10 protein-coding genes are annotated in these 22,854 nt (G+C 64.3%); 5 read left to right on the top strand and 5 right to left on the bottom strand.

What is annotated here, in order from left to right:
• Positions 1-38 precede the first annotated feature (38 nt).
• The 3 genes from AC1DYW_RS00790 to AC1DYW_RS00780 form a co-directional block, all read right to left on the bottom strand.
• Entirely contained in the window at positions 39-1,829 is a 1,791-nt protein-coding gene (locus AC1DYW_RS00790; protein ID WP_477224783.1) for an NAD(P)-binding domain-containing protein, read from the bottom strand.
• 122 nt (positions 1,830-1,951) lie between these two features.
• On the bottom strand, positions 1,952-3,196 hold the full coding sequence (locus tag AC1DYW_RS00785) for a M24 family metallopeptidase (protein ID WP_477224782.1): 1,245 nt from the start codon (positions 3,194-3,196) through the stop codon (positions 1,952-1,954).
• A 116-nt stretch (positions 3,197-3,312) separates the two neighbouring features.
• Positions 3,313-3,843: an invasion associated locus B family protein gene (locus AC1DYW_RS00780; RefSeq protein WP_477224781.1), complete on the bottom strand. Its 531-nt coding sequence runs from the start codon at positions 3,841-3,843 to the stop codon at positions 3,313-3,315.
• A gap of 318 nt (positions 3,844-4,161) precedes the next feature.
• On the opposite strand from AC1DYW_RS00780, the gene AC1DYW_RS00775 reads away from it, so the two are divergent.
• The 5 genes from AC1DYW_RS00775 to AC1DYW_RS00755 all read left to right on the top strand — a co-directional run bounded on the left by AC1DYW_RS00775 (position 4,162) and on the right by AC1DYW_RS00755 (position 21,533).
• On the top strand, positions 4,162-19,209 hold the full coding sequence (locus tag AC1DYW_RS00775; RefSeq protein WP_477224780.1) for a hypothetical protein: 15,048 nt from the start codon (positions 4,162-4,164) through the stop codon (positions 19,207-19,209).
• A 250-nt stretch (positions 19,210-19,459) separates the two neighbouring features.
• Entirely contained in the window at positions 19,460-19,960 is a 501-nt protein-coding gene (locus AC1DYW_RS00770) for a phage tail protein (RefSeq protein ID WP_477224779.1), read from the top strand.
• Between the two features lie 12 nt (positions 19,961-19,972).
• Positions 19,973-20,476, top strand: a complete 504-nt coding sequence (locus AC1DYW_RS00765; RefSeq protein ID WP_477224778.1) for a phage tail protein — start codon at positions 19,973-19,975, stop codon at positions 20,474-20,476.
• A gap of 12 nt (positions 20,477-20,488) precedes the next feature.
• Complete coding sequence (locus AC1DYW_RS00760) at positions 20,489-21,007, top strand: phage tail protein (RefSeq protein ID WP_477224777.1); 519 nt, start codon at positions 20,489-20,491, stop codon at positions 21,005-21,007.
• A gap of 7 nt (positions 21,008-21,014) precedes the next feature.
• Entirely contained in the window at positions 21,015-21,533 is a 519-nt protein-coding gene (locus tag AC1DYW_RS00755) for an N-acetyltransferase family protein (RefSeq protein WP_477224776.1), read from the top strand.
• Between the two features lie 309 nt (positions 21,534-21,842).
• On the opposite strand, the gene AC1DYW_RS00750 is transcribed toward AC1DYW_RS00755, so the two are convergent.
• Both AC1DYW_RS00750 and AC1DYW_RS00745 read right to left on the bottom strand, forming a co-directional pair.
• Positions 21,843-22,421 (bottom strand): 2OG-Fe(II) oxygenase, encoded by a 579-nt coding sequence (locus AC1DYW_RS00750; RefSeq protein WP_477224775.1) that lies wholly within the window; start codon positions 22,419-22,421, stop codon positions 21,843-21,845.
• A gap of 72 nt (positions 22,422-22,493) precedes the next feature.
• Positions 22,494-22,769, bottom strand: a complete 276-nt coding sequence (locus AC1DYW_RS00745) for a DUF6916 family protein (RefSeq protein WP_477224774.1) — start codon at positions 22,767-22,769, stop codon at positions 22,494-22,496.
• Between the last annotated feature and the right edge of the window lie 85 nt (positions 22,770-22,854).

Raw genomic sequence — 22,854 nt, 5'->3', positions numbered from 1 at the left:
GAAAGCCAATCTCCCCCACGTGGGGGAGATCTCGGGCGTCACCGACCGGCGTTGCTGAACGCCCCATAGACGGTCGTCCCAATCCCCTCCATGCGCGCCTTGATCTGCAGCGCCACATATTTCGAATAGAAGCGAGACAGCGCCAGATTGCCGCCGTGGAACCACAGCGCTTGCTGAGCAGTCGGCTTCCACATGTTGCGCAACTCGCCTTGCCAGGGTCCGGGATCGCCCTTCACGCCGGAGCCAAGCCCCCAGCACGGGCCGACCTTGTCGGCGACCTCGCGCGAGACGATCGCGGCCACCGTCTCGTTCATCGACTGAAAGCCGGTGCAGGCGACGATCGCGTCGGCCGCAAGCTCGCTGCCGTCCTCGAAAAGGATGCCGGTCGGCGTCAACGATTTGATGGCGACGCCGCTGCGCACGCCGATCTCGCCGTCGATGATCAGGTCGGAAGCGCCGACATCGATGTAATAGCCGGAGCCGGTGCGGTAGGCCTTCATCAGCAAACCGGTCTCGTCATCGCCGAAATCGATGGCGAAGCCGGCGGCGCGCAGGCGGTCGTAGAAGGCCGCGTCGCGCGCCTTGATCACCTCGTAGAGCGCCTGCTGGCCCTTCGGCACCAGCGCGAAGGGAGTCGAGGCGACGATCATGTCGGCCTTCTCGGTGGTGATTCCGCGCGCCAGCGCGTTCTCCGAAAAGATCTCGAAGCCAACTTCCATCAGCGTGTCCGACTTGACCACTGTGGTCGGCGAGCGCTGGATCATGGTGACCTCCGCACCGCTCTCCCAGAGGTCCACGCTGACATCATGCCCCGAGCTTGCCGCGCCGATGACGGCGACCTTCCTGCCGCGGAATTTCTCGCCGCTGGAGTACTGGCTGGAGTGCAGCAACTCGCCCTTGAATTGATCGGCGCCCGGAAGATCGATCTGCCGCGGGGGGCCATAGGCGCCGGTGGCAAACACGATGTGCTTCGGCTTCAGCGTGATGTGGCGGCCGACGCGGTCGACGACGACGGTCCAGACCTTTTCGGCCTCGTCATAGGATGCACTGACGCACTTCGTGGCGACCCAGTAGTTGAGCTCCATGACGCGGGTGTACATTTCCAGCCAGTCGCCCATCTTGTCCTTGGGCGTGAACACCGGCCAGTTTTCCGGGAACGGAATGTAGGGCAGATGATCGTACCAGACCGGATCGTGCAGCACGAGCGTGCGGTAGCGGTTGCGCCAGGAATCGCCGGGGCGCGCATTCTTCTCGATGACGATGGTGGGCACGCCGAGCTGCCTGAGCCGCGCGCCCAGCATGATGCCGCCCTGACCGCCGCCTATGACAAGGCAATAGGGCTGTTCGCCGGCGCCGAGGTCGCGCGTCTCGCGCGCCCGCGCCTCCGTCCAGGTCTCGCGGCCGGGGTCGGCCTTGTGGCGCACGCCCAGCGGCCGCGCGGGTCCCTTGCGCTCCTCGAACCCTTTCAGGTCGGTCATTGCGGTGAACAGCGTGCGGCAGCGGCCATCGCGCAGGCGCATGACGCCCTGGCCACGCGCCGATGCGGTCTCGAAGCTGAACCAGGCCTCGACAGTGCCCTCGTCCGAGGTCGCCTCGCCGGTCAGCCGCCAAGCCGTCGGCTTCGTCGCCGCCAGCGTCGACGCGAGCATATCGGCGATCGCCCCGCGTCCTTCCATGGTCGTGATGTTCCAGGTGAAGGTCAGGAGATCGCGCCAGTAGCAGTCGTCGACGAACAGGCTGCTTGCCGCCGCCACATCGCCCGCTTCGAGCGCCTTGGCAAAGGAGCCGAGCCATGCGGCCGCCTGTTTCGATGGTGCCATGTCGAGCATTTCTTCCCTCTTGCCGCAAAGGCGCCGAACACGGCGCGAAAACTCAATTATCGACCTTGGCGCATCGCGCTGTGGAGCGCTACTCCCGCAGTGAGCAACGACCAGGACCAAACCCGCCCTCGCTAACCAATCGTCTCCAGCCGTCTTGGCAAGCGGTTCATGGCAACCGGCCCGTCCGGCGTGATCAGGAACTGATCCTCGAGATTGAAGCTGGCGAGGCCGTCGATGTAGAGCGGGACTTCGAAGGCCAGCACCATGCCGGCTTCGATGACGACATCGCTGTCGGCGGCAATGAACGGCCATTGTTCGGAAAAGACCGACTGGCCGACGCCATGGCCGAAATGGCCGCGGCGGTAGGAGCGTAGCCCTTGCCGCGCCAGGCTGTCGCTGGCGACGCGGTGCACATGGCCGAGCGAGGCTCCCGGAACAAGGGCCGCCAGCCCATCCTCGAAGGCCCGCTCGGCGATGGCATGGAGCTCGGCCTGTTCGGCGAATGGCGACCCGAAAATGAAGTTGCGCGACATGTCTGAGGCGTAGCCGCCGACGGTGCAGACCATGTCGCACTTCAGCGGATCGCCGGCCATTGCCTTGGCATCGGCGCCTTTGGCCCGGGCGCCCAGCGTAACGTATTCGGCGGTAGCAACCGGATGCGATAGGCGGGCCGCGGCCGAGGCAACGCCGTCTCGGTAGAGCGCGACGAGATCGGCCTGGCGCATGCCGGCCATGGCGTCCACCTGCAACCGGTCCAGCCCGGCTTCCGACAGGATGATGCCTTGCTGAAGCAGCTCGATCTCGCGTTGCGACTTTACTGCCCGCAACCGATCGAGAACCGCCGAACCGTCGACCATCGAACAACCCGGCAGCATCGCCTGCAGGACCGAAAAATCGGTGACGGCAATGAAATCGAGATCGACGCCGATGGTCGCGCGGTCAAGCCCGAAGCCTGTCAGGATCTGCTTCAGCTCGCGGGCGGAACTGGCCAGGTCGAATGTCGCTGGCCGGGAAAAGTCGGGCGACCGGCCAGAGGATGCGAGGCCGGTCTCGATGCGTTGCGCCAGTGCATGGCCGATGGTCGAGACGTCGAGCGTGGCGGTTTCGATCCAGATCGGGTGGCTGCGGACCACGGCGTCCGGCAATGCCGCCTGCAACTGCGTCGCGTTGAAGTCGGCCACCACGACGCCGATCGGCAGGTCCTGCCGGGCCGGGATGACGACGAAGCCGGCGCCGGCTCGCCGGAACAGTCCCGCCGGGCCGATCCAGGCACCGGTCGCATAGTGGAATGCCTCGGGCGCGCAGAGCACCAGCGCCTGCAGGCTGGCGCGTTCCATCAGTTGCGTCGCGCGCAGGCGGTCGACAAACCCCGTCATGAATTCTTCTCCGGATGTCCGAAGCGGCAACGGAGCATTCCGGGTAGAGACAATCAAGCCGGTTTCATAGGCAGAGGTGCGCGGAACTTGCACGATGTTGGCGGGACAGCACCCCGCTACTTGATGGATTCCAGCTTGGCGACGGCAGCCGTGAAGCCAGCCAATGACACCGGGATGGTGACCGGCTTGCGGGTGACCGATTCCATGCCGATGTTCAGGTTGGTTCCCGACTTCATGGCCTTGATGAGGTCCGCTGACAGCGGCGTGGCGGCATAGGCGCCGTTCTGGTCGCTGGTCTGGATGGCGAGGGTCGTTTTCTGGCCCTGGTCAATCTGGAACGAGGCGCCGGACGGCAGGAACAGTCCATGCGGCAGCGCGAGCAGCATGGCCAGGCCGCCATTGCCGTTGTCGCGGCGCACAGTCACGGTCAGCACGCGTTGTCCGGACTTGGCTTCGGTCAGGTTCTGCGACACCTGGCACTGAAGCTCGGCGGTTGCCGAGCCGCTCGAGCAGTTCACCGCCCACGGATTGGCATCGGCAGGTTTTGCACTGGAATCAGTCGGTTTGGGCTGGGCCGGCTTGGCGTCTTCGGCAAGCGCCGGTCCCGCCGCCGACAGGACCAGCCACAGGGCTGAACTTGCGATCATTAGATTAGCAAGAGCTAAAATTGATGACATTTTCTTTAGGCCCTGCATTCTTTCTTTCCCTGCCAGGTATTTTCATCAGTGGCGTTTGATACAACACTCGGGACTGTTTCGGAAGCTAGGCCGGCGCCAAGAAAGCCGGCAAAAGTACTGTGGCCTTTCGGACACACGAAAGAAAATTGGAGGAAACCCCTAGAAATCGAAGGAGCCGAGACTCGCTATACAATACAATCTGCGTAAAACTTAAACACGCGGGACGTGCAGTCCCAGAAGGACTCGCCTGGGATGGGAACTACCGAGAAATCTCGGCAAGTTGGTGAGATGGCGGCGCGTGGGGAGGACTTCCGCGTGCGCGCCGGCTATCGCCGTTCGCAAATTGCCAGGCATCTGTGGAAGACGACGGCGCTTACGACGCTGGCGCTTGGCCTTTCAGGCATGTCGGCTTATGCCGACCCGAACGGGTTGTGGCAGCCGCAGGTGCGCGCCATCGTCGGCGCCGACAACAATGGCGGCAACGCCGCGCTCGAAGGCTTCATCCCGCTGAAGCAGACGGCCGAATCGGTGCTGTTCCTGGATGTCAGGGCCAAGCACGATTTCAAGGACGGTTTCGGCCAGGATGTCGGCCTCGGCGTCCGCCGCATCGTCAATCCGGATCTGATGATCGGCGGCTACGCCTATCTCAACGTCGAGAACTTCAACAGCAACCAGTTCACCGCCGCGACGCTCGGCGCCGAGGCGATCACGCCGCATTTCGACGCGCATGTGAACGTCTATCTGCCGATCAAGGGCGACTACAAAGACCGCTCCACTGACTCGACCCTGTCGATGGTCGGAAACCAGCTGCTCGAGCAGATATCGGTGATCGATCATCGCCAGTACGCGGCCTGGGGCATCGAGGGCGAGGTCGGCGCACAGGTGCCGATCAACCTGCCCGACAAGCATTCGCTGCGGCTGGATATCGGCGGCTACCACTTCGAGGATCCGCACGGCGACGACCACAGCGTCACCGGCGCCAAGGCCGGGTTCGAGTATACGATCGGCGATGTCTTCGGCAGCAACACCTCGCTGGTGTTCGCCGGCGAGGTCCGCAACGACAATCGCGACGACACACAGTTCGCCGGCAGCGTCCGGCTGAACATCCCGTTCAACCCCGGCCACGGCTCTGACAATGCCGACAATGGGGCCGACAGCGGGCCGGAGCCGGTCTATCCGGTCAGCGAAGGCCTGCGCAAACGCGTCAACGAGCGCGTGCGCGGCGATGTAGGCGTCAGGATCCAGTCGCAGGACGTGAACGGCGGCACGACGACGCGCCTCGCCATCAATGCCGCCACGGGCGCTGCTTTCGGCAAGTTCTTCTTCGCCGACGGCGGTAACTCGCTCGGCCTCGGCACCATTGGCGATCCGACGACGCTGGACGATGCGGTGACCAAGGCCGGCAACGGCTTCGTCGTGGCGCTTGGCGGCAGCGGCAATATCACCACCGGCGGCGTGACGCTGACCAATGGCCAGACCGTCATCGGCGGTGGCAGCAGCGTCACCGCCCTGCTTTTCGGCGGCGGCACCAGCAGCTTCAACCTGGGCGGCAGCAACGGCACGATCCAGGGCACCAATCCGGCCAACAACGTCATTACGCTGGGCAATGGCAACACGCTGAACGGCATCACCATCACCGGCGGCGCCAACGGCATCTTCGGCAACAACATCTCCGGCGCCACGCTGACCAATGTCACTGTGACTGGGGCCGGTGGCAATGGCGCCGACTTCACCGGCACCTCGACCGGCATCAAGGGCTCGGACTTCACGGCTGAGAACAACGGCCTCGACGGCCTGCATATCGAGGGCGACGGCACCTACAATTTCACCGGCACGACGCTGCTGCTGGGCAATGGCGACGACGGGCTCGATGCCACCGGCAAGGGCACCTATACGTTCGCGACGCTCAATGCGAAGGACAATGCCGACCGTGGCATTACCGTGCAGGGCACCGCGACATCAGGCAGCTTCACCACCAGCGGCGGCACCGTGTCGGGCAATGGCGGCACCGCCGTCTTCATCGACCCGATCACCGCGCATGTGGTGCTGGATTCGATCACTCAGTCCGGCGGCACGTCGGGCGTGGTGCTCGATCAGGTCTCGGGCAGCTTCACCGTCAACGGCGCGACGACGATCTCGAACACAACCGGACCGGCGATCGCCATTTCGAATTCGCCGGCGGCGATCCGCTTCGGCGACGTTGCCATCTCGGCCCCCGGCGGCGACGGCATTTCGTTTGCCGGCGTCAATGCAGCGGTGGTCGCCGGCAACATCGTCATTTCCGGCCTCGGCGTCGGCACCGGCCTCGACTTCTCCGGCAGCCGTACGAATTTCACCGCACTGTCGCTCAACGTCACCGGCACCGGTGCTGCTGGGTCGATCGGCATCGATCTCTCGTCGCCGACCTCGGGCGGCGCAACGATCGCCATCACCAATGGCGGTACGATCGCCGGGGTCGACACCGGCGTGCGCTTCGGCATTGCCGGCTCGCCGGCTAATTCGGCCAATGCCGAGTTCAGCTTCGGCGGCGGTTCCATTGCCGGCATCACCGCTTCGCTCGACGCGCGTGCCCTCAACCAGACGCTCGGCCACTATGCGTTCGGCTCGACCACGTTCAGCGGCCCGCAACTGTTCGACGTCCAGAATCTGATCTTTGTCGGCGCTTCCGCGACCGGCTCGGGCAACGGCTCCTCGCTGCTGGACCTGGCCACGATCGCGACGGCCGATGCCAACACCGACGCGGATGCGATCTTCGTGCTGGTCAATCGCGGCACGGCCATCGACGATGTCAACGGCTTCTCGCTCAGCGCCGGGCAGACGCTGGCTTCGTTCGGCAACGGGCGGACCTTCTCGCTCGGCGGTATCCCGGTCAACATTACCGGCGACAACATCACACACACAGGCGTCGTCTCGGATGCAGGGGGTGCTGCGACGCTGACCGATTCCGGCAGCGGCGATGTCGTCACCCTGGCCAACAACAGCTCGCTGCGCGATTTCAACATCGCCGGCGGCAGCGCCAACGGTGTCCACGGCAGCAACGTCAGCAATGTCACGATTTCGGGCCTGAATGTTTCGGGCGCCGCTCTCGATGGTCTGCTGTTCGATGGCGTCAACAGCGTCACCGCCAACAATTTGAGCTCGACCGGCAATACGAGCGACGGCCTGCAGATCGACGGCAGCGGCCCGCCGATCGACGGCGCCGGAGCCTACAATTTCACCGGCACGACGACACTCTCGAACAACACCGGCCACGGCCTGTTCGTCGTCGGCGGAGGAACCTATGGTTTCGAGACGCTCGACGCGAAGGACAATGGCGGCGATGGCGTCTTCGTCAATTCGATCGGCGCCGCAAAGCTGACGATCACTGGCGGCACGATTTCGGGCAACGGCCTGGCAGGCTTCACAGTCCAAAGTCTCGGGCTTGCCAACAGCACCCAGCTCGATGTCACACTGGACGCGCTGAGCCAGTCCGGCGGACAGGGTGGAGTCGGCCTGTTCCACACCTCCGGCAATTTCTCCGTTACCGGCGCGACGACGGTCTCCAACGCCCTTTTCGACGGCATTACCATCTGGGACAGCTCCACCACGGTTGGTTTCGGTGGCGCGGTCACCATCACCAATCCATCCCGCGACGGCATCTCGCTCAAAAATGATACCGGCGCCGTCACGTTCGGCCAGGTGAAGATCAACCAGGCTGGTGTGAACGGCATCCTGCTCAGCGGCAATTCCGGCGCTGTAACGTTCGGCGATGTGAGCATCAGCCAGCCGACCCAGAACGGCATCGACGTTTCGGGCACCAACGGCACGATCGGCTTCGGCAACATCGACATCACCGGCCTGCCCACCGGCCGGACCGGGCTCGACCTGTCGGGCAGCCAGTCGACCTTCACCGCCACCTCGCTCGACATCGCCGGCGCCGGCAGTTCGACCGGCATCGATCTTTCCGGCACCACCGGCGGCTCGGTGACGATCGGCACCGGCACCATTTCAGCCGGCACCGGCGTGCAAATGGGCACGCATGGCGCGGCTGGAGCCACCGCCGACACGACCTTCTCGTTCGGCGGCGGATCGATCACCGGCACGACGGCTTCGCTCGACATGCGCGGCCTGAACCCGGGCAGCGGCACTTATGCCTTCCATGACACGGTGCTGAACGGGCCGCAGCTGTTCGACGCCGCCAATGTCATCTATGTCGGCGCCACCAGCACCGGCCCCCTCGGCGATGGCTCCAGCGCCAGCAATTTGATCAATGCCGCCGCCGCCGATGATCTGACCACCAGCGCCAGCACGATCTTCGTGCTGGTCAAGACGGCGGCTGTCCAGACCACCGACACCGACGCCGATGGCTTCACGCTGGCCAACGGCCAGTCGATCGTTTCCTTTGCCAATGGCGGTACCGTCACCCTGGGTGGCCCACCCGCCAATGTCACCGGCACCCATGTCGTTACCGGCGCGACGCAGGCCGATCCATTCGGCTTCGGCGGGGCGACGCTCAACAACGCCGCCAACAGCACCATCGACCTCGCCAACGGCAACCTCGTCAAGAACCTCAGCGTCAGCAACGGCATAGGCGTTGCCATCGATGGAACTGGGGTCAACGGCCTGAACGTCGGTGGCGTGACGATCGCGGGTGCCGCCACCGGTCTCGTCCTCGACGGCGCGTCGGGCACCGTTACAATCAACAATCTGCACATCCAGGCCCCAGGCCAGACCGGCATCGTGCTCGCCAATTCGGCCGCAAGCGTCAACTTCACCGGCAACACGACAATTACCGGCAGCAGCGTCAACGCCGTGCTGGCCAACAATTTCGACGGCACAGCAAGCTTCAACGATCTCGACATCACCGGCGGCAGCGGCTCGGGTGTCGCGGTCCTCAATGGTTCGAGCGGAACCTTTACCTTCGGCGCGGCGAGCTCGATCAGCACCACTTCAGGCACCGCCGTCAACATCGATGCGTCCGCGCCGAACCTGACCTACAACGGCACGATCAACCAGACCGGCGCGGCAAGCGCGGTGAAGATCAACGCGATGACCGGCGGTAGCGCCAGCTTCACCGGCAAGATCACCGCCAGCACCGGCGCCGCCAACGCGATCGACCTGAGCGGCAACACCGGCGGGAAGATAAACTTCACCGGCGGGCTCGACCTGACCACCGACGGCGGTTACGGCTTCAGCGCCATCAATGGCGGTACGCTGACGGTGACCGGCGCCAGCAATACCGTGGCGACCGGCGCCGGGCCGGATGAGAAGGGGATTCTCATCGGCGGTACCGGAATGACCATCGGCGCGGCTGGTGTGAACTTCGCAAGCGTCACCGTGGATGGCTCGGGCGGTATCGTTTCCAGCGGTATCGTCATAGCAAACACCAGCGGCGGCAATGTCACCTTCGGCGCCGTCGACATCAGCCGCGTCAATGGCGATGCCATCCGTTTGACCAATGTCGCCAGCGGCATCTACACGTTCAACGGCACGACGAGCATCGCGACAGTTGTCGGCAACGGCCCCGGCTTCGTGGTGCAGGGCAGCGGCGCGACCGTCAATGTCGGCAACCTGGTGACGACGCTGGTTTCGGGCGCCGACGTCAGCCTGACCAACAACACCGGCACGATCGGCATCGGCGGCACCATCACCAATTCCGGCAGCGGCGATGGCGTCGTCGTTTCCGGCGGCAGCGCAGCGATCACGGTTTCGGCCGGCATATCCAGTTCGGCAAGCGCACCAGGCACGGCGGTCAAGATCGACGGCACCACCGGCGGCTCGGTGACCTTCAGCGGCAGCGTCACGTCGACCGGCACGGGCAATCTGTTTGCCATCGGCACCACGACGGCGCCGACCAACAGCGCGATCAGCTTCACCGGTTCGGCGCTGACGGCGACCGGCGGCGGCGGGGCCGTGATTGGCGGGCTTGGCGCCGGCGCGAGCTTCAGCGCTACAACTCCGCTCTCCGTCACCAATTCAACCGGAACCGGGCTTGCCGTTTCGAATGTCGCCGGTACGGCGATGTTCGGCGCGGTCACGGCCAGTGGCAGCGCGACGGGCATCAGCCTGTCGGGCAATTCGGGTACCGTCACCTTCGGCGCCACCAACGTCACCAATGTTGGCCTGAACCAGAGCGGCGTCAGCGTTGCCGGCACCAATTCGGGCACGCTGTCCTTCGCCAGCCTCGGCATCGCCATGACCGGCAATGGCGCGACCGGCATCACCTTCGCCAATGCCGTGGTCAACGGCACCATCACCGCGCGCGATTTCGACCTGACCAGCGCGAGTTCGACCGGCACGACGGCGGTCAACCTCACCAACACCACCGGCACCGGCACGATCCAGCTCGGCGATCCCGGCGCGCCGGCCAACACCACCGCTTCCGCCATCGGCGGCCCCGGCGCTGGCCCCGGCATCGGCTTCCAGTTCAGCAACACGACCGCGGTCAACTTCATCTATGGCGACGGCGAGGGTGCCGCCGACAAGCTGTCGACGGTCAAGTCGGTCGACATCCTGAATTCAACCGGCGGCTTCCCGGCCGGCGGCACCTACAATTTCAAGGATGTCAACGGCGCCACCGGCGGCTTCATCGGCGATATCTCCGAAGCGCAGGGCTCCACCATCTATTATGTCGACCCGAACGGCACCGGCGATGGCACCGCCGACAATCCAGGCTCGATCGCCGGCGCCGAAGCGTCAGGCGCTAAGATCATTGCGCTGATCGACAGGTCGCAGAACGGCACCAGCAATTTGATCAACATGATGCTGGCGCAGCAGAATGGCGGCGGCAACAACACACTGAACCTCGCCGACGGCCAGATCCTGATCGGCCTCAAGGCCGGCGACTCCATCGACACCGCGCCCTATGGCGGTGTCGGCGGCACGCTCGGCGGCAACTTCAAGTTCAGCAACATCAATTCGTCGAGCATCATCGATGCGCCTGCCGGCGTCGACACCGTGCTGCCGACGCTGACGACGGCGAGTGGCAACACGGTCGATTTCACCGGCCGCGCCAGCATCGACAACGTCATCATCAGCAACACCGGCACCGGCATTGGCGTGCATGGCACCGCCATCACCGAGTTTGTGCTCAACCGGGCGACGATCGCCGGTGGCGACGGTGGCGCACTGTCGATCGTCGACGGGGCCGCCAACAGCGAGGTTGCGCTGTCGAACCTCACCCTCTCGGCCACGGGCGGCAACATCGCTTCGGTCGACGGCACGGCTGGCGCCGGCACCATGAAGGTCAGCGCCTTCTCCGACATCACGCTTCTCGGCAACAAGGGCGAAGCCGGCGGCTTCCTGTTGACGACCGCCATTTTCGACGCCAATGCGGCCACCCCCGGCATCGACCAGGTCGATGGCGGCGCCTTTGTCGCCGGCACCACGACGAACCGCGTCGGCGGCTATGGCCTAGTGCTGGTCGGTGTGGCTGGCGATCTCAAATTCGATACCACCAATGTCGCGGTCAAGACGGCGACCAGCACAACGTTCCCCGGTCCGAGCGCCTTCGGTGTCGTTGCGAACGGCGCGGCGGCAAGCGGCACCAGCATCGACCTCGGCACGGCCACTCTCAATATCGACGGTACCGGCGCCAGCGCCGGGCTCAACAGTGCCTTGTGGGCGAGCATCATCCCGGGCAACCGTGTTGGCTTCTCGGGCGTGGTCACTGTCAACACCGTCGAGGCGGCCGGCCTGGTGTCCGATCTCGGCGGCACGCTGTTCTTCGGCGCGGCCGGCAACACTGTGACGACCACCGGCCTGCCGGCGATCTCGTTCAGCAACGGCACAAGGGTCGAAAACGGTTCCGGCGGCTCGGCGCAGTTCGGCGCCATCAATTCGAGCGGTGGCGGCCAGAACGGTATCTTGCTGTCCGACCTCGCCGCGTCGCCGACGCTGCTGTTCAACGGCCCGGTGACGATCGACGGCACGACGTCCAACGCCATCCAGATCCAGAATACCACCCTCGCCGCGGCATCGGTGACCTTCGCCGGCGCGGTCTCCATCACCAACGCCACCGGCGGCGGCGTCGAGTGGCAGCGTCTGGCCGGCAGCACCGACACGCTGACCTTCTCGGGTGGCCTCGCCATCCAGAACAGCGGCGGCGTCGGCTTCTCTGCCGACCATGGCGCGGTGGCGCTGTCCGGCACAAACACGGTTTCCACCACCAACGGCACCGGCGTCAGCATCAGCAACGCCAGTGTCAGCGGCGGTTTCACCTCGGTCAGCGCCAGCTTCGCCGCCGGCAACGGCATCAATTTGCAGAACCTGACCGGCTCGCTCAATCTCGGCACCGGCACGCTGACCAACACCGGTGCGGGCGCGGCCTTCAACGTCGGCTCGGCCACCAATGCGAGCGGCGGCAATGCGGTCATCTCCTATGGAGGCACCATCGCCAGCAACGGGTCCGGTGCGGCGGTTTCGATCCGGGAACTCACCGGCGGCTCGGTGACGCTGTCGGGCAACCTGACCGACGGCAACGCCGCGGCCGGTGGCAACATCGTCGTTGGCAACATCGACAACGGCACGGCGGCAACCGTCACCTTCTCCGGCGCCAGCAAGCAGATCAGTTCGGGCACCACCGACGCCGTCAGCCTCGGCATCCTCGGCGCGTTCCCTGCGGGTACTCCGGCCCCCAACACGAACGGCACGATCAATTTCACGAATGGCGGTCTCGACATAACGACGACAGGCGGGGCGGGCTTCGTCGCGTTCGGCAGCAGCGTCAGCGTAACCGGCACCAACAACACCATCGCTTCCGGCGGTGACGGGCTGCTGGTGGGCTCTACCAATGTCGGCAGTGGCGGCATCACCTTCGACGACATTTCGTCGGTCGCCACCACTACCGGTGGCGTGCTGTTGAACAACGTCAACCTCGCCGGCAATGTGAACATCGGCGGGCTGACCAATACGGGTGTCATCGGCGTCACCGTGTCCGGAGTGACGACCGGCTCCGGGAAGTCCGTAAACTTCACCGGAACGACCAACATCGACGTCGACACTTCCGGCGTCCAGTTCAGTGGCCAGGTTGCAACGGTGAACATCGCCAATGTCGCCGGGTCCAGCCTGACCATCGACGGCGGCACGCGCGGCATTGATTTCAACGGCGTGATGGGCGGCACCGTCAACATCGGCGGCAATGGCGGCACCGCCAGCATCGGCGCGACGACAAGTACCAGCGACTTTGCCATCGCTGTCGGCGGCAATACCGGTGGCACGCTGAACTACAACGGCTCGGTCAAGGTCAATGCGGGCAGCGTGGTGAGCGCCGGCGGTGGCGACCTCGCCACCCTCAACCTCAGCGGTTCGGTGCTTTCGACCACGGCGTCGACGGCCTTCGTCTTCAGCGGCAACGCCGACGGCGTTTACAACATTTCGAGCACCATAAATCACACAGGCGGCACCGGTGTCCTGGTCGACGGCTCCTCGGAAGGAACGATCACCTTCTCCGGGGCGACAAAGACCTTCAGCACCGGCGCCAACGACGCTATCGTCAAGCAACCGAGCATCGGCCCGGGACAGGGCACGGCAACGCTCGCCTTCACCGGCGGCGGCCTCGGCATCACCACCACCAGCGGCACAGGCTTCACCGCCAGTACCTTCGGCGCCGGCACGGTCACCGTCAACGGCAGCAACAACACCATCACCACGACGACCGGCACCGCGCTCAAGCTCGACAACGCGACGGTCGGCGCGGGCAGCCTCAACTTCAGCTCCATCTCCACCAATGGCGCCGCCACCGGCGTCTCGCTCAACAATGTCGGCGGCGGCGGCATCATCCTCGGCACGGTCAACCTGCAAGGCATCACCTCGCGTGGCTTCGATGTCGCAGGCACGCTTGGCTCGGCGCTGAGCATCACCAGCCTCAACATCGGGCTCGGTGGCGCAAACGCCATCGGCCTCGATCTCAACGGCGCGGTCATCAGCACCGGCATCAACGCCGGCGATTTCGACGTCGCCGGCGGCGGCTTTGCCGGCACGCTCGGCATCGACATGGCCGGGACCACCGGCGCGGCCACCATCCAGCTCGGCGACACCGTCAATCCCGGCGGCACCCAGACGTCGACCATCACCAATGTCGCGCAGGGCATCCAGTTCTCCAGCACGACCAATGCGACGCTGGTGTTCGGTGACGGCGCGGGTCCGGCCGAATCGCTGATCTCGACCACCGGCGGCCAGGTCATCCACGCCACCGACACCTTGCCGCTCAGCGGCAATTACGATTTCGACGACGTCACGTTCGTCGGTGACATCTCGAACCTGTCGGCGATCAGCGTCTACTACATCGACGCCGCCGGCGAGATTTCGGGTACAGGTGACGGCAGCTTCCTCAATCCGGGCAGCGTCGCCCAGGCGGAGGCTTCCAGCGCCAATGTCTTCGTGCTGATCGACAAGACCGTCGACACGAACCAGGCGACCATCAACATCGGCAACAGTTCGCTCGACCTCAAGGACGGGCAAGCGGTGATCTCGTTCATGGCCGGCGATGCGGACATCGACGTGGGCCCGCTCGGCGTTGGCGGCGGCCTTGGCGCGCCGTCCTCCTTCCACTTCACCACCATCCAGGCTTCGACGGTGGTCACGAACCCCGGCGGCCTCGACAATTCACACCCGATCCTGGCCAGCAGTGGCGCGGCCGCGACGATCAACCTGCCATTCAGCGGCACCGGCGTCATCACCGCCGGGGTTCAGAACGTCACGGCCATCAACAGCGGCAGCGGCGCCGGCATTTTCGTCAATGCTACGCTTGCCTCCAATTTCGTGCTCAAGAACAACACCATCACCGCCGGCGGCAACGCACTCGACTTCTCGACGAGCGGCGCGGCGACAGCCGACAAGCTTATCCTCTCGATCGACGGCAACACGCTCAGGTCGACCGCGTCTGGACTGGCGGCGTCCTTCGTCGGCCAGAACATCAATGCGACGGACAATTCGATCGCGATCAGGTCGTTTGCCGGCAACAAAGTGACCGGCGGCGCCGGCAGCGGCGGCATCGTGTTCAACAATGTCCGCTTCGATTCCAACGGCGCCGGCGGCACCGTCAGTGCCGGCACGCTCGGCATGGGCACTCCCGGCACCCGGATCCAGGGCAATGGCCTCAGCTTCACCAACACCAGCGGCACCTTTGATCTGGGTACGCTCAGCCTCGCCAACACTGGTGGCACCGGTGTCATCGCCAACACCAAGACCACCACCTTCACGCTGAACAGCAGCGCCGGCGTGGTCACCACCATCAACGGCGCGGCCTTCGATCTCGATCCGCTGACCGTCAACATGACGTTCTCCAGCGTCAGCGCCGTCGTCAACGGCGTCGCCAGCGGCATCACCTTCGACGGCGTTGCCGGCACCTTCACCGTCACCGGTGCGACGAGCGTTTCCAACACGACGGGCTTCGGCATCGATGCCATCAACACCAACACCGGCACCTTCAATTTCAACACGGTGACGGTGAACAACGCCTCGACAACCGGTGGCGGCATCCACGTTGCATCCGGCACGCTCAATGTCACCGGCCTCGCCAATATCGACACGACCAGCGGCATCGGTCTCTCGCAGGGCGGCGGCACGACCAGCTTCACCGGTGGCCTGACCATCGACACCACCACCGGTACCGGCATCGCCGGCACGGGCGGCACGATGGGCATCACCGCTTCCGCGGCCGCCGAGACCGTGAACGCCACCGGTGGCCAGGCGATCAACCTCTCCGGGGTCATCGCCACCATCGCGCTGGACTCGACCTCGTCGGCCGGCAGCGTCAACAATGTCAGCCTGACCAGTGTCGGCGGCACCATCGGCCTCGGCTCCGGCGCACTGAGCGGCGCTTCGGGCGCTTCGTTCAATGTCGTCGGCGGCACGGCCGCTGTCACCTATGGCGGCAACATCACCCAGGCGAACAATGCCGCCCTGGTCAGCGTTTCGGCCGGACACACCGGCACGCTGACCTTCAACACCGGCACGCTTTCGGCGACCAACGGCACCGGCCTGCAGTTCGCCAATGCGGACGGCACCTACAATTTCAACGGCACCACCACGCTCAATGGCGGCGATGCCGGCGTCGATATCACGACCGGGTCGAGCGGCACCTTCACCTTCGGCGCCGGCACTTCGATCACCAGCCCGACCGGCACGGCGTTCAATGTCGACACAAGCTCGGCGAGCGTCACCTACAACGGCAACATCACCCAGGCCAACAACGCCGCGCTGGTCGCGGTCACGGGCCACACCACCGGAACGATCACCTTCCAGACCGGCACGCTGTCGGCGACCAACGGCACCGGCCTGCAGTTCAACAATGCCGACGGCACCTATCTGTTCAACGGCACGACGACGCTGAATGGCGGCGACGCCGGCGTGGACATCCTCACCGGATCGGGCGGCAGTTTCGGCTTTGGCAGCGGCACCTCGATCACCAACCCGACCGGAACCGCGTTCAACGTCGTCGGCGGCACCGCAGCCGTCACCTACGGCGGCAACATCACCCAGGCGAACAACGCCGCCATGGTCAGCATTTCGGGCGGCCACGCCACCGGCGCGATTACCTTCCAGACCGGCACATTGTCGGCGACCAACGGCACAGGCCTGCAATTCGACAATGCCGACGGCACCTACAATTTCAACGGTACCACGACGCTGAATGGCGGCGATGCCGGCGTCGACATCCTCAACGGCTCGGGCGGCACGTTCAGCTTCTCCAGCGGCACTTCGATCACCAATCCGAGCGGTGTCGGTTTCCTTGTCGCCGGTGGTACATCAACCGTCACCTACAACGGTACGATCGGCAAAACCGCCGCCGCAGGCAAGATCGTCGACATCTCCGGCGTCACCGCCGGCACCATTACGCTGGCCGGCAATCTCACCGCCACGGGCGGATTCGACAACGGCATCTTTGTCCATGGCAACACCGGCGGCACCTTCAATTTCAGCGGCGGCACCAAGACGCTGACCACCGGCGTCAATACGGCGGTAGACCTGGCGACGAACGCTGGCGCGACGATCAACTTCAGCAATGGTGGGCTGGCGATCAACACCACCTCCGGCACAGGGTTCAATGCCACGGGCGGTGGTACGGTCTCGGTGACAGGCGCCGGCAATTCGATCACGACGACGAGCGGCGTCGCCGTCAATCTCGACACGGTCATCGTCGCCGCCGCGGGCGTGAATTTCGCCACGACCACCAAGGGCGCCGGCGGCGGCAGCGCCGTCATCATGGATACGGTCACCGGCACCGGGACGGTCAGTCTCGGCGGCGGCTCGCTGGTCGGTGGCAATGCTGCCGTGATCCGTATCGGCGACGGCGCTGGCGGCGCCAACACCGGCGGCACCGCCGGTCTCACCTATACCGGCACCATCACCAGCGGCACCGGGCGGGGCATCGACATCCAGGACCGGGCGCTGACCGCGCAAAACATCACCCTGTCGGGCAATATCAGCCACAGTGTGGGGGGCCAGACCGGCATCTTCCTCGACGGCAACGCCGCCGGCGCCATCACCTTCTCCGGCGCGTCGAAGTCGATCAGCTCGGGGACGGCTGCCGGCGTCAGCCTGACCAACAACACCGGCGCGACGGTCGACTTTACCGGCGGCGGCCTGGCCATCAACAGCACCAGCGGCATCGGTTTCAACGCCACCGGCGGCGGCACGGTGACGGTACAGGGTAGCGTCAACACGATAACCTCGACCACGGGCACGGCGCTTAACGTTGCCAACACCACAATCGGCGCAAGCGGCCTCACATTCCGGAGTATCTCGGCCAACGGTGCCGTCAACGGCATAGTGCTCAACAACACCGGCGCCAACGGGCTGACCGTGACCGGCGATGGCGCAACATCAGGCGGCTTCCTCGTGCTCAATGGCACCGGCGGCACGATCCAGAACACAACCGGCGACAGCGTGGTGCTGACCAACGCGTCAAACGTCAATCTGCGCCAGATGAACATCACCAATGCCGGCCTGGACGGTGTGCAGAGCATCGGCGGCGGCAACATCAAACTGTCGGCCGTCAACATCACCAATCCCGGCGCGTCCAACCCGGCGTCCGATGGATCGAGCGGCAATCCGGCAGGCTTTGGCGGCGGCAATGGCTGGTTTGCCCAGAACATCACCGGCGTCAACGCCTTCGACAACAACTCGAAGGTTTCCGGCTGGCAGTCGTCGCAGTCGAACGGCGTCCTTCTCTTCAACACCAACACGAACTTCACCTCGTTCACGGTCGACCATGCGCTGTTCACGACTTCTGCGACCGGCGCGGACGGCTTCCTCGCCAACCTGTTCGGGACGACTTCCGGCACGGTGAACGTGACCAGCAGCGAATTCACCCTGATCGATCAGGACGGCGTGCAGATCAGCAACCAGGGTTCGGGCACCGTCAACGCCATCGTGCAGAAGAACAATTTCCACGACGCGGACAATACAAGCGGCGACGGCAACAACACGCTTTATTTGTCCAATTCCGCCAACGGCATTCTCAACTTCACCATTGGCGGACCGACCGCGGCCGACGGCAACATCTTCCACAATCTGGCAAGGTTGACGACCCTGGCCGGCGTGGTTCAGGTGGACGCGGCCGGTGGCAGCGCCGCGACACCCGATGGCGGGCAGATCAACGGCTCCATCCGCAACAACACCATCAGCAACGACGCCGGCTTCGTGAACGGCCGCCGCGCCATCGACGTCCAGGTCGAAGCGGACTCACACGATCTCGGAAAGCTTGCCGTCGCGATTTCCGACAACACGATCAACAACGTCTCCAAGCAAGGCGTTCACATCTCGGTTGTCTCGGTCGGCGGCGGCAGCGTGAACGATGCCAACTGGACCGTCCAGAACAACCACATCGGCGACACCTCGCCGGTCGGCACCGAGGGCAACGTCGACAGCGGTTCGGCCATCGAGTTCGAAACGAATTTCGATACGTTTACGAGCGGTGCCGACATGGTCAACAATCTGCTGATCCAGGGCAACATCGCCGTCAACAACGCCAACAACGCCACCGGCGCAACACTGGATATCACCAACATAGGCGGCACGGTGGCGTCGGGGACGACGGCGGTCCTGAACGCCACGATCCTCAACAATGTGTTTACCAACAACAGCACAACCGGCGGCCACGTTCTGGATGTCCTGAACAGCAGCGCCGGCGACGGCGAAACGCTCAACCTTAACATTTCCGGCAACAACACGACCTTGGGTGCATCGACACTCGGCGAAATCCGGCTGCGGCAGCTGAACGGCACGTTCAACATCCAGGGTGGCGTCGGCGCCGTCAGCGGCAACAACAATGGCGATACGGTCTCGCAGACCGGTTCGTTCGGAACCGTCGGTTCCGTCACGCTGCCGAGTTTGCCGACCGGTGGTTTCTGAGGGTAGTTCGCCTCCATGCGTAGGCTGTCCCGAGGAACCGAATCGGGACGGCCAGCGCCCTGTCATGATAGGAGCGTTGGCCATTAGGTCACTGGCAGCGCTGTTGTTTTGTGCTGCGCGGCGCCCATGGTTGTTTGCCGGCGAAATTTAATAAAAGGCAAGTTAAACAAATTCTTTTAGTTGCCTCTTGCATGACGTTGCGTAAATTAGCAGTATCTGTTTAGTATGGACCAAATGTGAGGGAGCGGCGATGTCGGAACCATTTCTTTCCGAAATCAGAATCATGTCTTTTGTGTTCGCGCCCAAGGGCTGGGCGCTTTGCAATGGGCAGTTGCTGCCCATCAACCAGAACCAGGCGCTGTTTTCGCTGCTGGGAACGACGTTCGGCGGTGACGGCCGCGTGACTTTCGCGCTGCCCAACTATCAGGGACGTACGCCGATCCACGTCGGCAGCGGTCACACGCTCGGCGAGCGCGGCGGCGAGCCGGCCCATACGCTATCGATCTCGGAATTGCCCACGCACACGCACATGATCAATGCCAATAGCAATCCCGGAGGGGTCGCCAATCCGAATGGCGCGATCCTCACCAAAGCTCCTGCCAACACCTACGGCACAGCCACTCAGCTGGTGGCCATGGCGCCGGCTTCGGTCTCGAATACCGGTGGCAGCCAGGCGCATATCAACATGCAACCGTTTCTGACGCTGAGTTTCTGCATTGCCCTGCAGGGCATCTTTCCGTCGCCGAATTGAGGGAGCGCAACCATGGGACAACCCTATGTAGGCGAAGTTCGTATATTTGCCGGTAATTTCGCGCCGGCCGGCTGGATGTTCTGCAGCGGACAACTTCTGCCGATCTCGGAGTACGAGACGCTGTTCCAACTGATCGGCACGAGCTATGGCGGCGACGGTCAGAGCACGTTCGCACTGCCGGATCTGCAAGGCCGCCTTCCGATCCATCAGGGCAACGGCTTCATCCTGGCCGAGACCGGCGGCGTCGAAACGGTCACGCTTACAGTCGCCCAGATTCCGGCGCATTCGCATCCGCCGTTGGGGTCCACGGCGACGGCAACGTCGCAGCTGCCGACCAGTTCGGTGTTGGCCAACACGCAGGCTCAGACCTACTACAATCTGGCTGACAACGCGTCACCCATGGCGGCCAATGCCATCTCGAGCACGGGCGGCAGCCAGCCGCATGACAATTTCCAACCCTACCTTTGTGTCAATTTCATCATCTCGCTGTTCGGGATCTTCCCCTCGCAGACTTAAAGAGGTCCGTCCATGGCCAACCCGTTCGTCGCCGAAATCCGCATCTTTCCGTTCAATTTCGCGCCCAATGGCTGGGCGTGGTGCGACGGGCAATTGCTGCCGCTGTCGCAGAACACCGCTTTGTTCTCACTGCTCGGCACCACCTATGGCGGCAACGGCAAGAGCAATTTTGCCTTGCCGGACCTCCAGGGCAACGCGCCGATGCATCCGGGGCAAGGCCCCGGCCTGTCGTTGCATGACCTTGGTGAAACTGGCGGTTCCGAGACCGTGACGCTGCTTGAGAGCGAGATGCCGTCTCATGCGCACACCATGCTGGGCGCTGAAGACGATGGCTCCTTCAAGACGCCCCAAGGCAACTTCGTGGCGGCGGGCAACCAGATGTACCTGGGCTCAAACCCAGCCGTTAATGTCCAACTGGCGCCGGAAGCGCTCGCGCCTGCCGGTGGCGGACAGCCACACAACAACATGCAGCCCTATCTGACCTGCTATTTCTGCATCGCGCTGCAGGGCGTGTACCCGTCGCGCCCCTGATTTTGCGATGAACGACTTTCACGTGGCGGTTTCGGCCGGTTGGGTACGGGCGGCTGGGGCCGGGCTGACGTTTCGTCCAGTGACTGATGCCGATCTGCCGTTCCTGTCACGGGTCTATGCCTCGACCCGTGCCGAGGAACTGGCCGTAACATCCTGGACCGAGGCGCAGAAGACCGCCTTCCTCGACATGCAGTTTCGGGCGCAGCACACACATTACATCAAGCATTATTCGCAAGCCGACTGGCTGGTGGTGATGTCTGGCGCGGCAGACATCGGCCGCCTCTATGTCGAGCGTTGGCGGAACCAGTATTGCATCATCGACATCTCCTTGTTGCCGGCGTTTCGCCGCAAGGGGTTCGGCGCGGCGCTGCTCAGCGACCTCATCGACGAAGCAAGTTCCGCCGGCAAGGCGGTGTCGATCCATGTCGAGAAGAACAATCCGGCCAGGCGGCTCTATACGCGGCTGGGATTCGTCGTCACCGAGGACATGGGCGTCTACGACCTGATGGAGTGTTCGCCGCGCTAGCCAAAGCGCGTCGCGTGAAACCTCGTGCAAACGCGTTGAACTAGGGATCGTTGGTCCGCGCCGCCCCTCATTGTCCTGCCGGACATTTCTCCCCGTATAGGGACGCGGAGAAAGAGGCTGGCCGCAACGCTGTCGCTTCTTCTGCAACGCTGGCGGTTGGCGAACCGTCGATGACAGCGCCCCTCTCCGCGTCACTATACGGAGAGGATGCAGGCAGGCAGGTGAGGGGCAGCGCCTACGCCTGAAGCGTGTCCTGAGTTCGGTTCAACGCGACGTGCATTCGAGCGGCCGTGACGCCTACGCCGACCGTCACGCCCCGCGATACCACGACACGATGGTGAAACGCTCGTTGCGCGTGACCGGGGTGACTTCGTGCGTTGTTTCCGAACGAAACGCGACGAGGGAGCCTGGCAATGCCGGCATGGCGACGCGCAGGTGCGGACCGCTGTAGGGACCATGCAGGACCAGCGAGCCGCCAGCATAGTTTGCCGGCGAAGGATCGTCCGACTGGTGGTTGAGAAAGATCACCGCCGAGATCCGTCTGAACCGCGACTCGTCGTGGATGAGCGGCGTGTTGCCGTCCTGGTGCGGCACGAAGAAATCACCTTCCCGATAGTGAAGAAACTGGGGTTTTTCAGCACTGCCGAGCGCGAGACCGAAATGCCGTTCCAGAGTCGGCTTCTGCTGCGACAACAGGGCAATCACCAGCCCTTCGGTCGCTTCCGAGACCTCGGCGCGCGTGGTGCGGCGAACCTCAGGCCATGCCGGCTTCTGGTCGTCACGCCCCAACAGGCCGGCCGGCCGACCGCCGGCCGCCCGCATTTCCGCGCACAGCGCGCTGCATGCCGCTTCCTCAAGCACGCCCGCGATCCCGAAATGGTCGATCATCTGTCCAGCTGTCCCCCCTTTCGGAGTACCCTGATCGTCGCCCTGACCGGCCTGACCGCCGAAAATCAAGAATCAGTTGAAGACAGCCTCATAGACATAGCCGGCCGAGTCGACCGAAACCGGGACGATGAAGATGTCGTCGGTGATGGCATCGCTGGTGAGGTGGTAGATGGCCTGCGGCAGCCCTATGTCGCGCGGCCCCTTAAACAGAAGCGTAAAACCGCCGCCGGGACGCGGGCTGGCGGCAATCTGGCGGACTGCGGTCAGCTCGAGGGAAACCATCCTGCCGCCAATCTCGGCAGTGAAAACCGACCCGACCGCCTGTTCGAAATCCGATGCCAACGCCATGCAATTCGCCTCACTCTGCCTGCTGCCGGCGGCACTGTCGCCGCTTCGCCGCAAGCTGTCCAGAGGGTCCCGGCCGGCACCGGCG

The organism is Mesorhizobium sp. P2_D5 (assembly GCF_056404355.1).
The sequence above is the reverse complement of the archived record's forward strand: the minus strand, read 5'-3'. Positions and strand labels throughout refer to the sequence as shown.

What these genes read in the sequence shown, in the direction of transcription:
- AC1DYW_RS00770 (WP_477224779.1), top strand. Translation starts at nt 19,460, where the DNA reads ATGTCGGAACCATTTCTTTCCGAAATCAGAATCATGTCTTTTGTGTTC.
- AC1DYW_RS00755 (WP_477224776.1), top strand. Translation starts at nt 21,015, where the DNA reads ATGAACGACTTTCACGTGGCGGTTTCGGCCGGTTGGGTACGGGCGGCT.
- AC1DYW_RS00780 (WP_477224781.1), bottom strand. Translation starts at nt 3,843, where the DNA reads ATGATCGCAAGTTCAGCCCTGTGGCTGGTCCTGTCGGCGGCGGGACCG.
- AC1DYW_RS00790 (WP_477224783.1), bottom strand. Translation starts at nt 1,829, where the DNA reads ATGCTCGACATGGCACCATCGAAACAGGCGGCCGCATGGCTCGGCTCC.
- AC1DYW_RS00765 (WP_477224778.1), top strand. Translation starts at nt 19,973, where the DNA reads ATGGGACAACCCTATGTAGGCGAAGTTCGTATATTTGCCGGTAATTTC.
- AC1DYW_RS00745 (WP_477224774.1), bottom strand. Translation starts at nt 22,769, where the DNA reads ATGGCGTTGGCATCGGATTTCGAACAGGCGGTCGGGTCGGTTTTCACT.
- AC1DYW_RS00775 (WP_477224780.1), top strand. Translation starts at nt 4,162, where the DNA reads ATGGCGGCGCGTGGGGAGGACTTCCGCGTGCGCGCCGGCTATCGCCGT.
- AC1DYW_RS00750 (WP_477224775.1), bottom strand. Translation starts at nt 22,421, where the DNA reads ATGATCGACCATTTCGGGATCGCGGGCGTGCTTGAGGAAGCGGCATGC.
- AC1DYW_RS00760 (WP_477224777.1), top strand. Translation starts at nt 20,489, where the DNA reads ATGGCCAACCCGTTCGTCGCCGAAATCCGCATCTTTCCGTTCAATTTC.
- AC1DYW_RS00785 (WP_477224782.1), bottom strand. Translation starts at nt 3,196, where the DNA reads ATGACGGGGTTTGTCGACCGCCTGCGCGCGACGCAACTGATGGAACGC.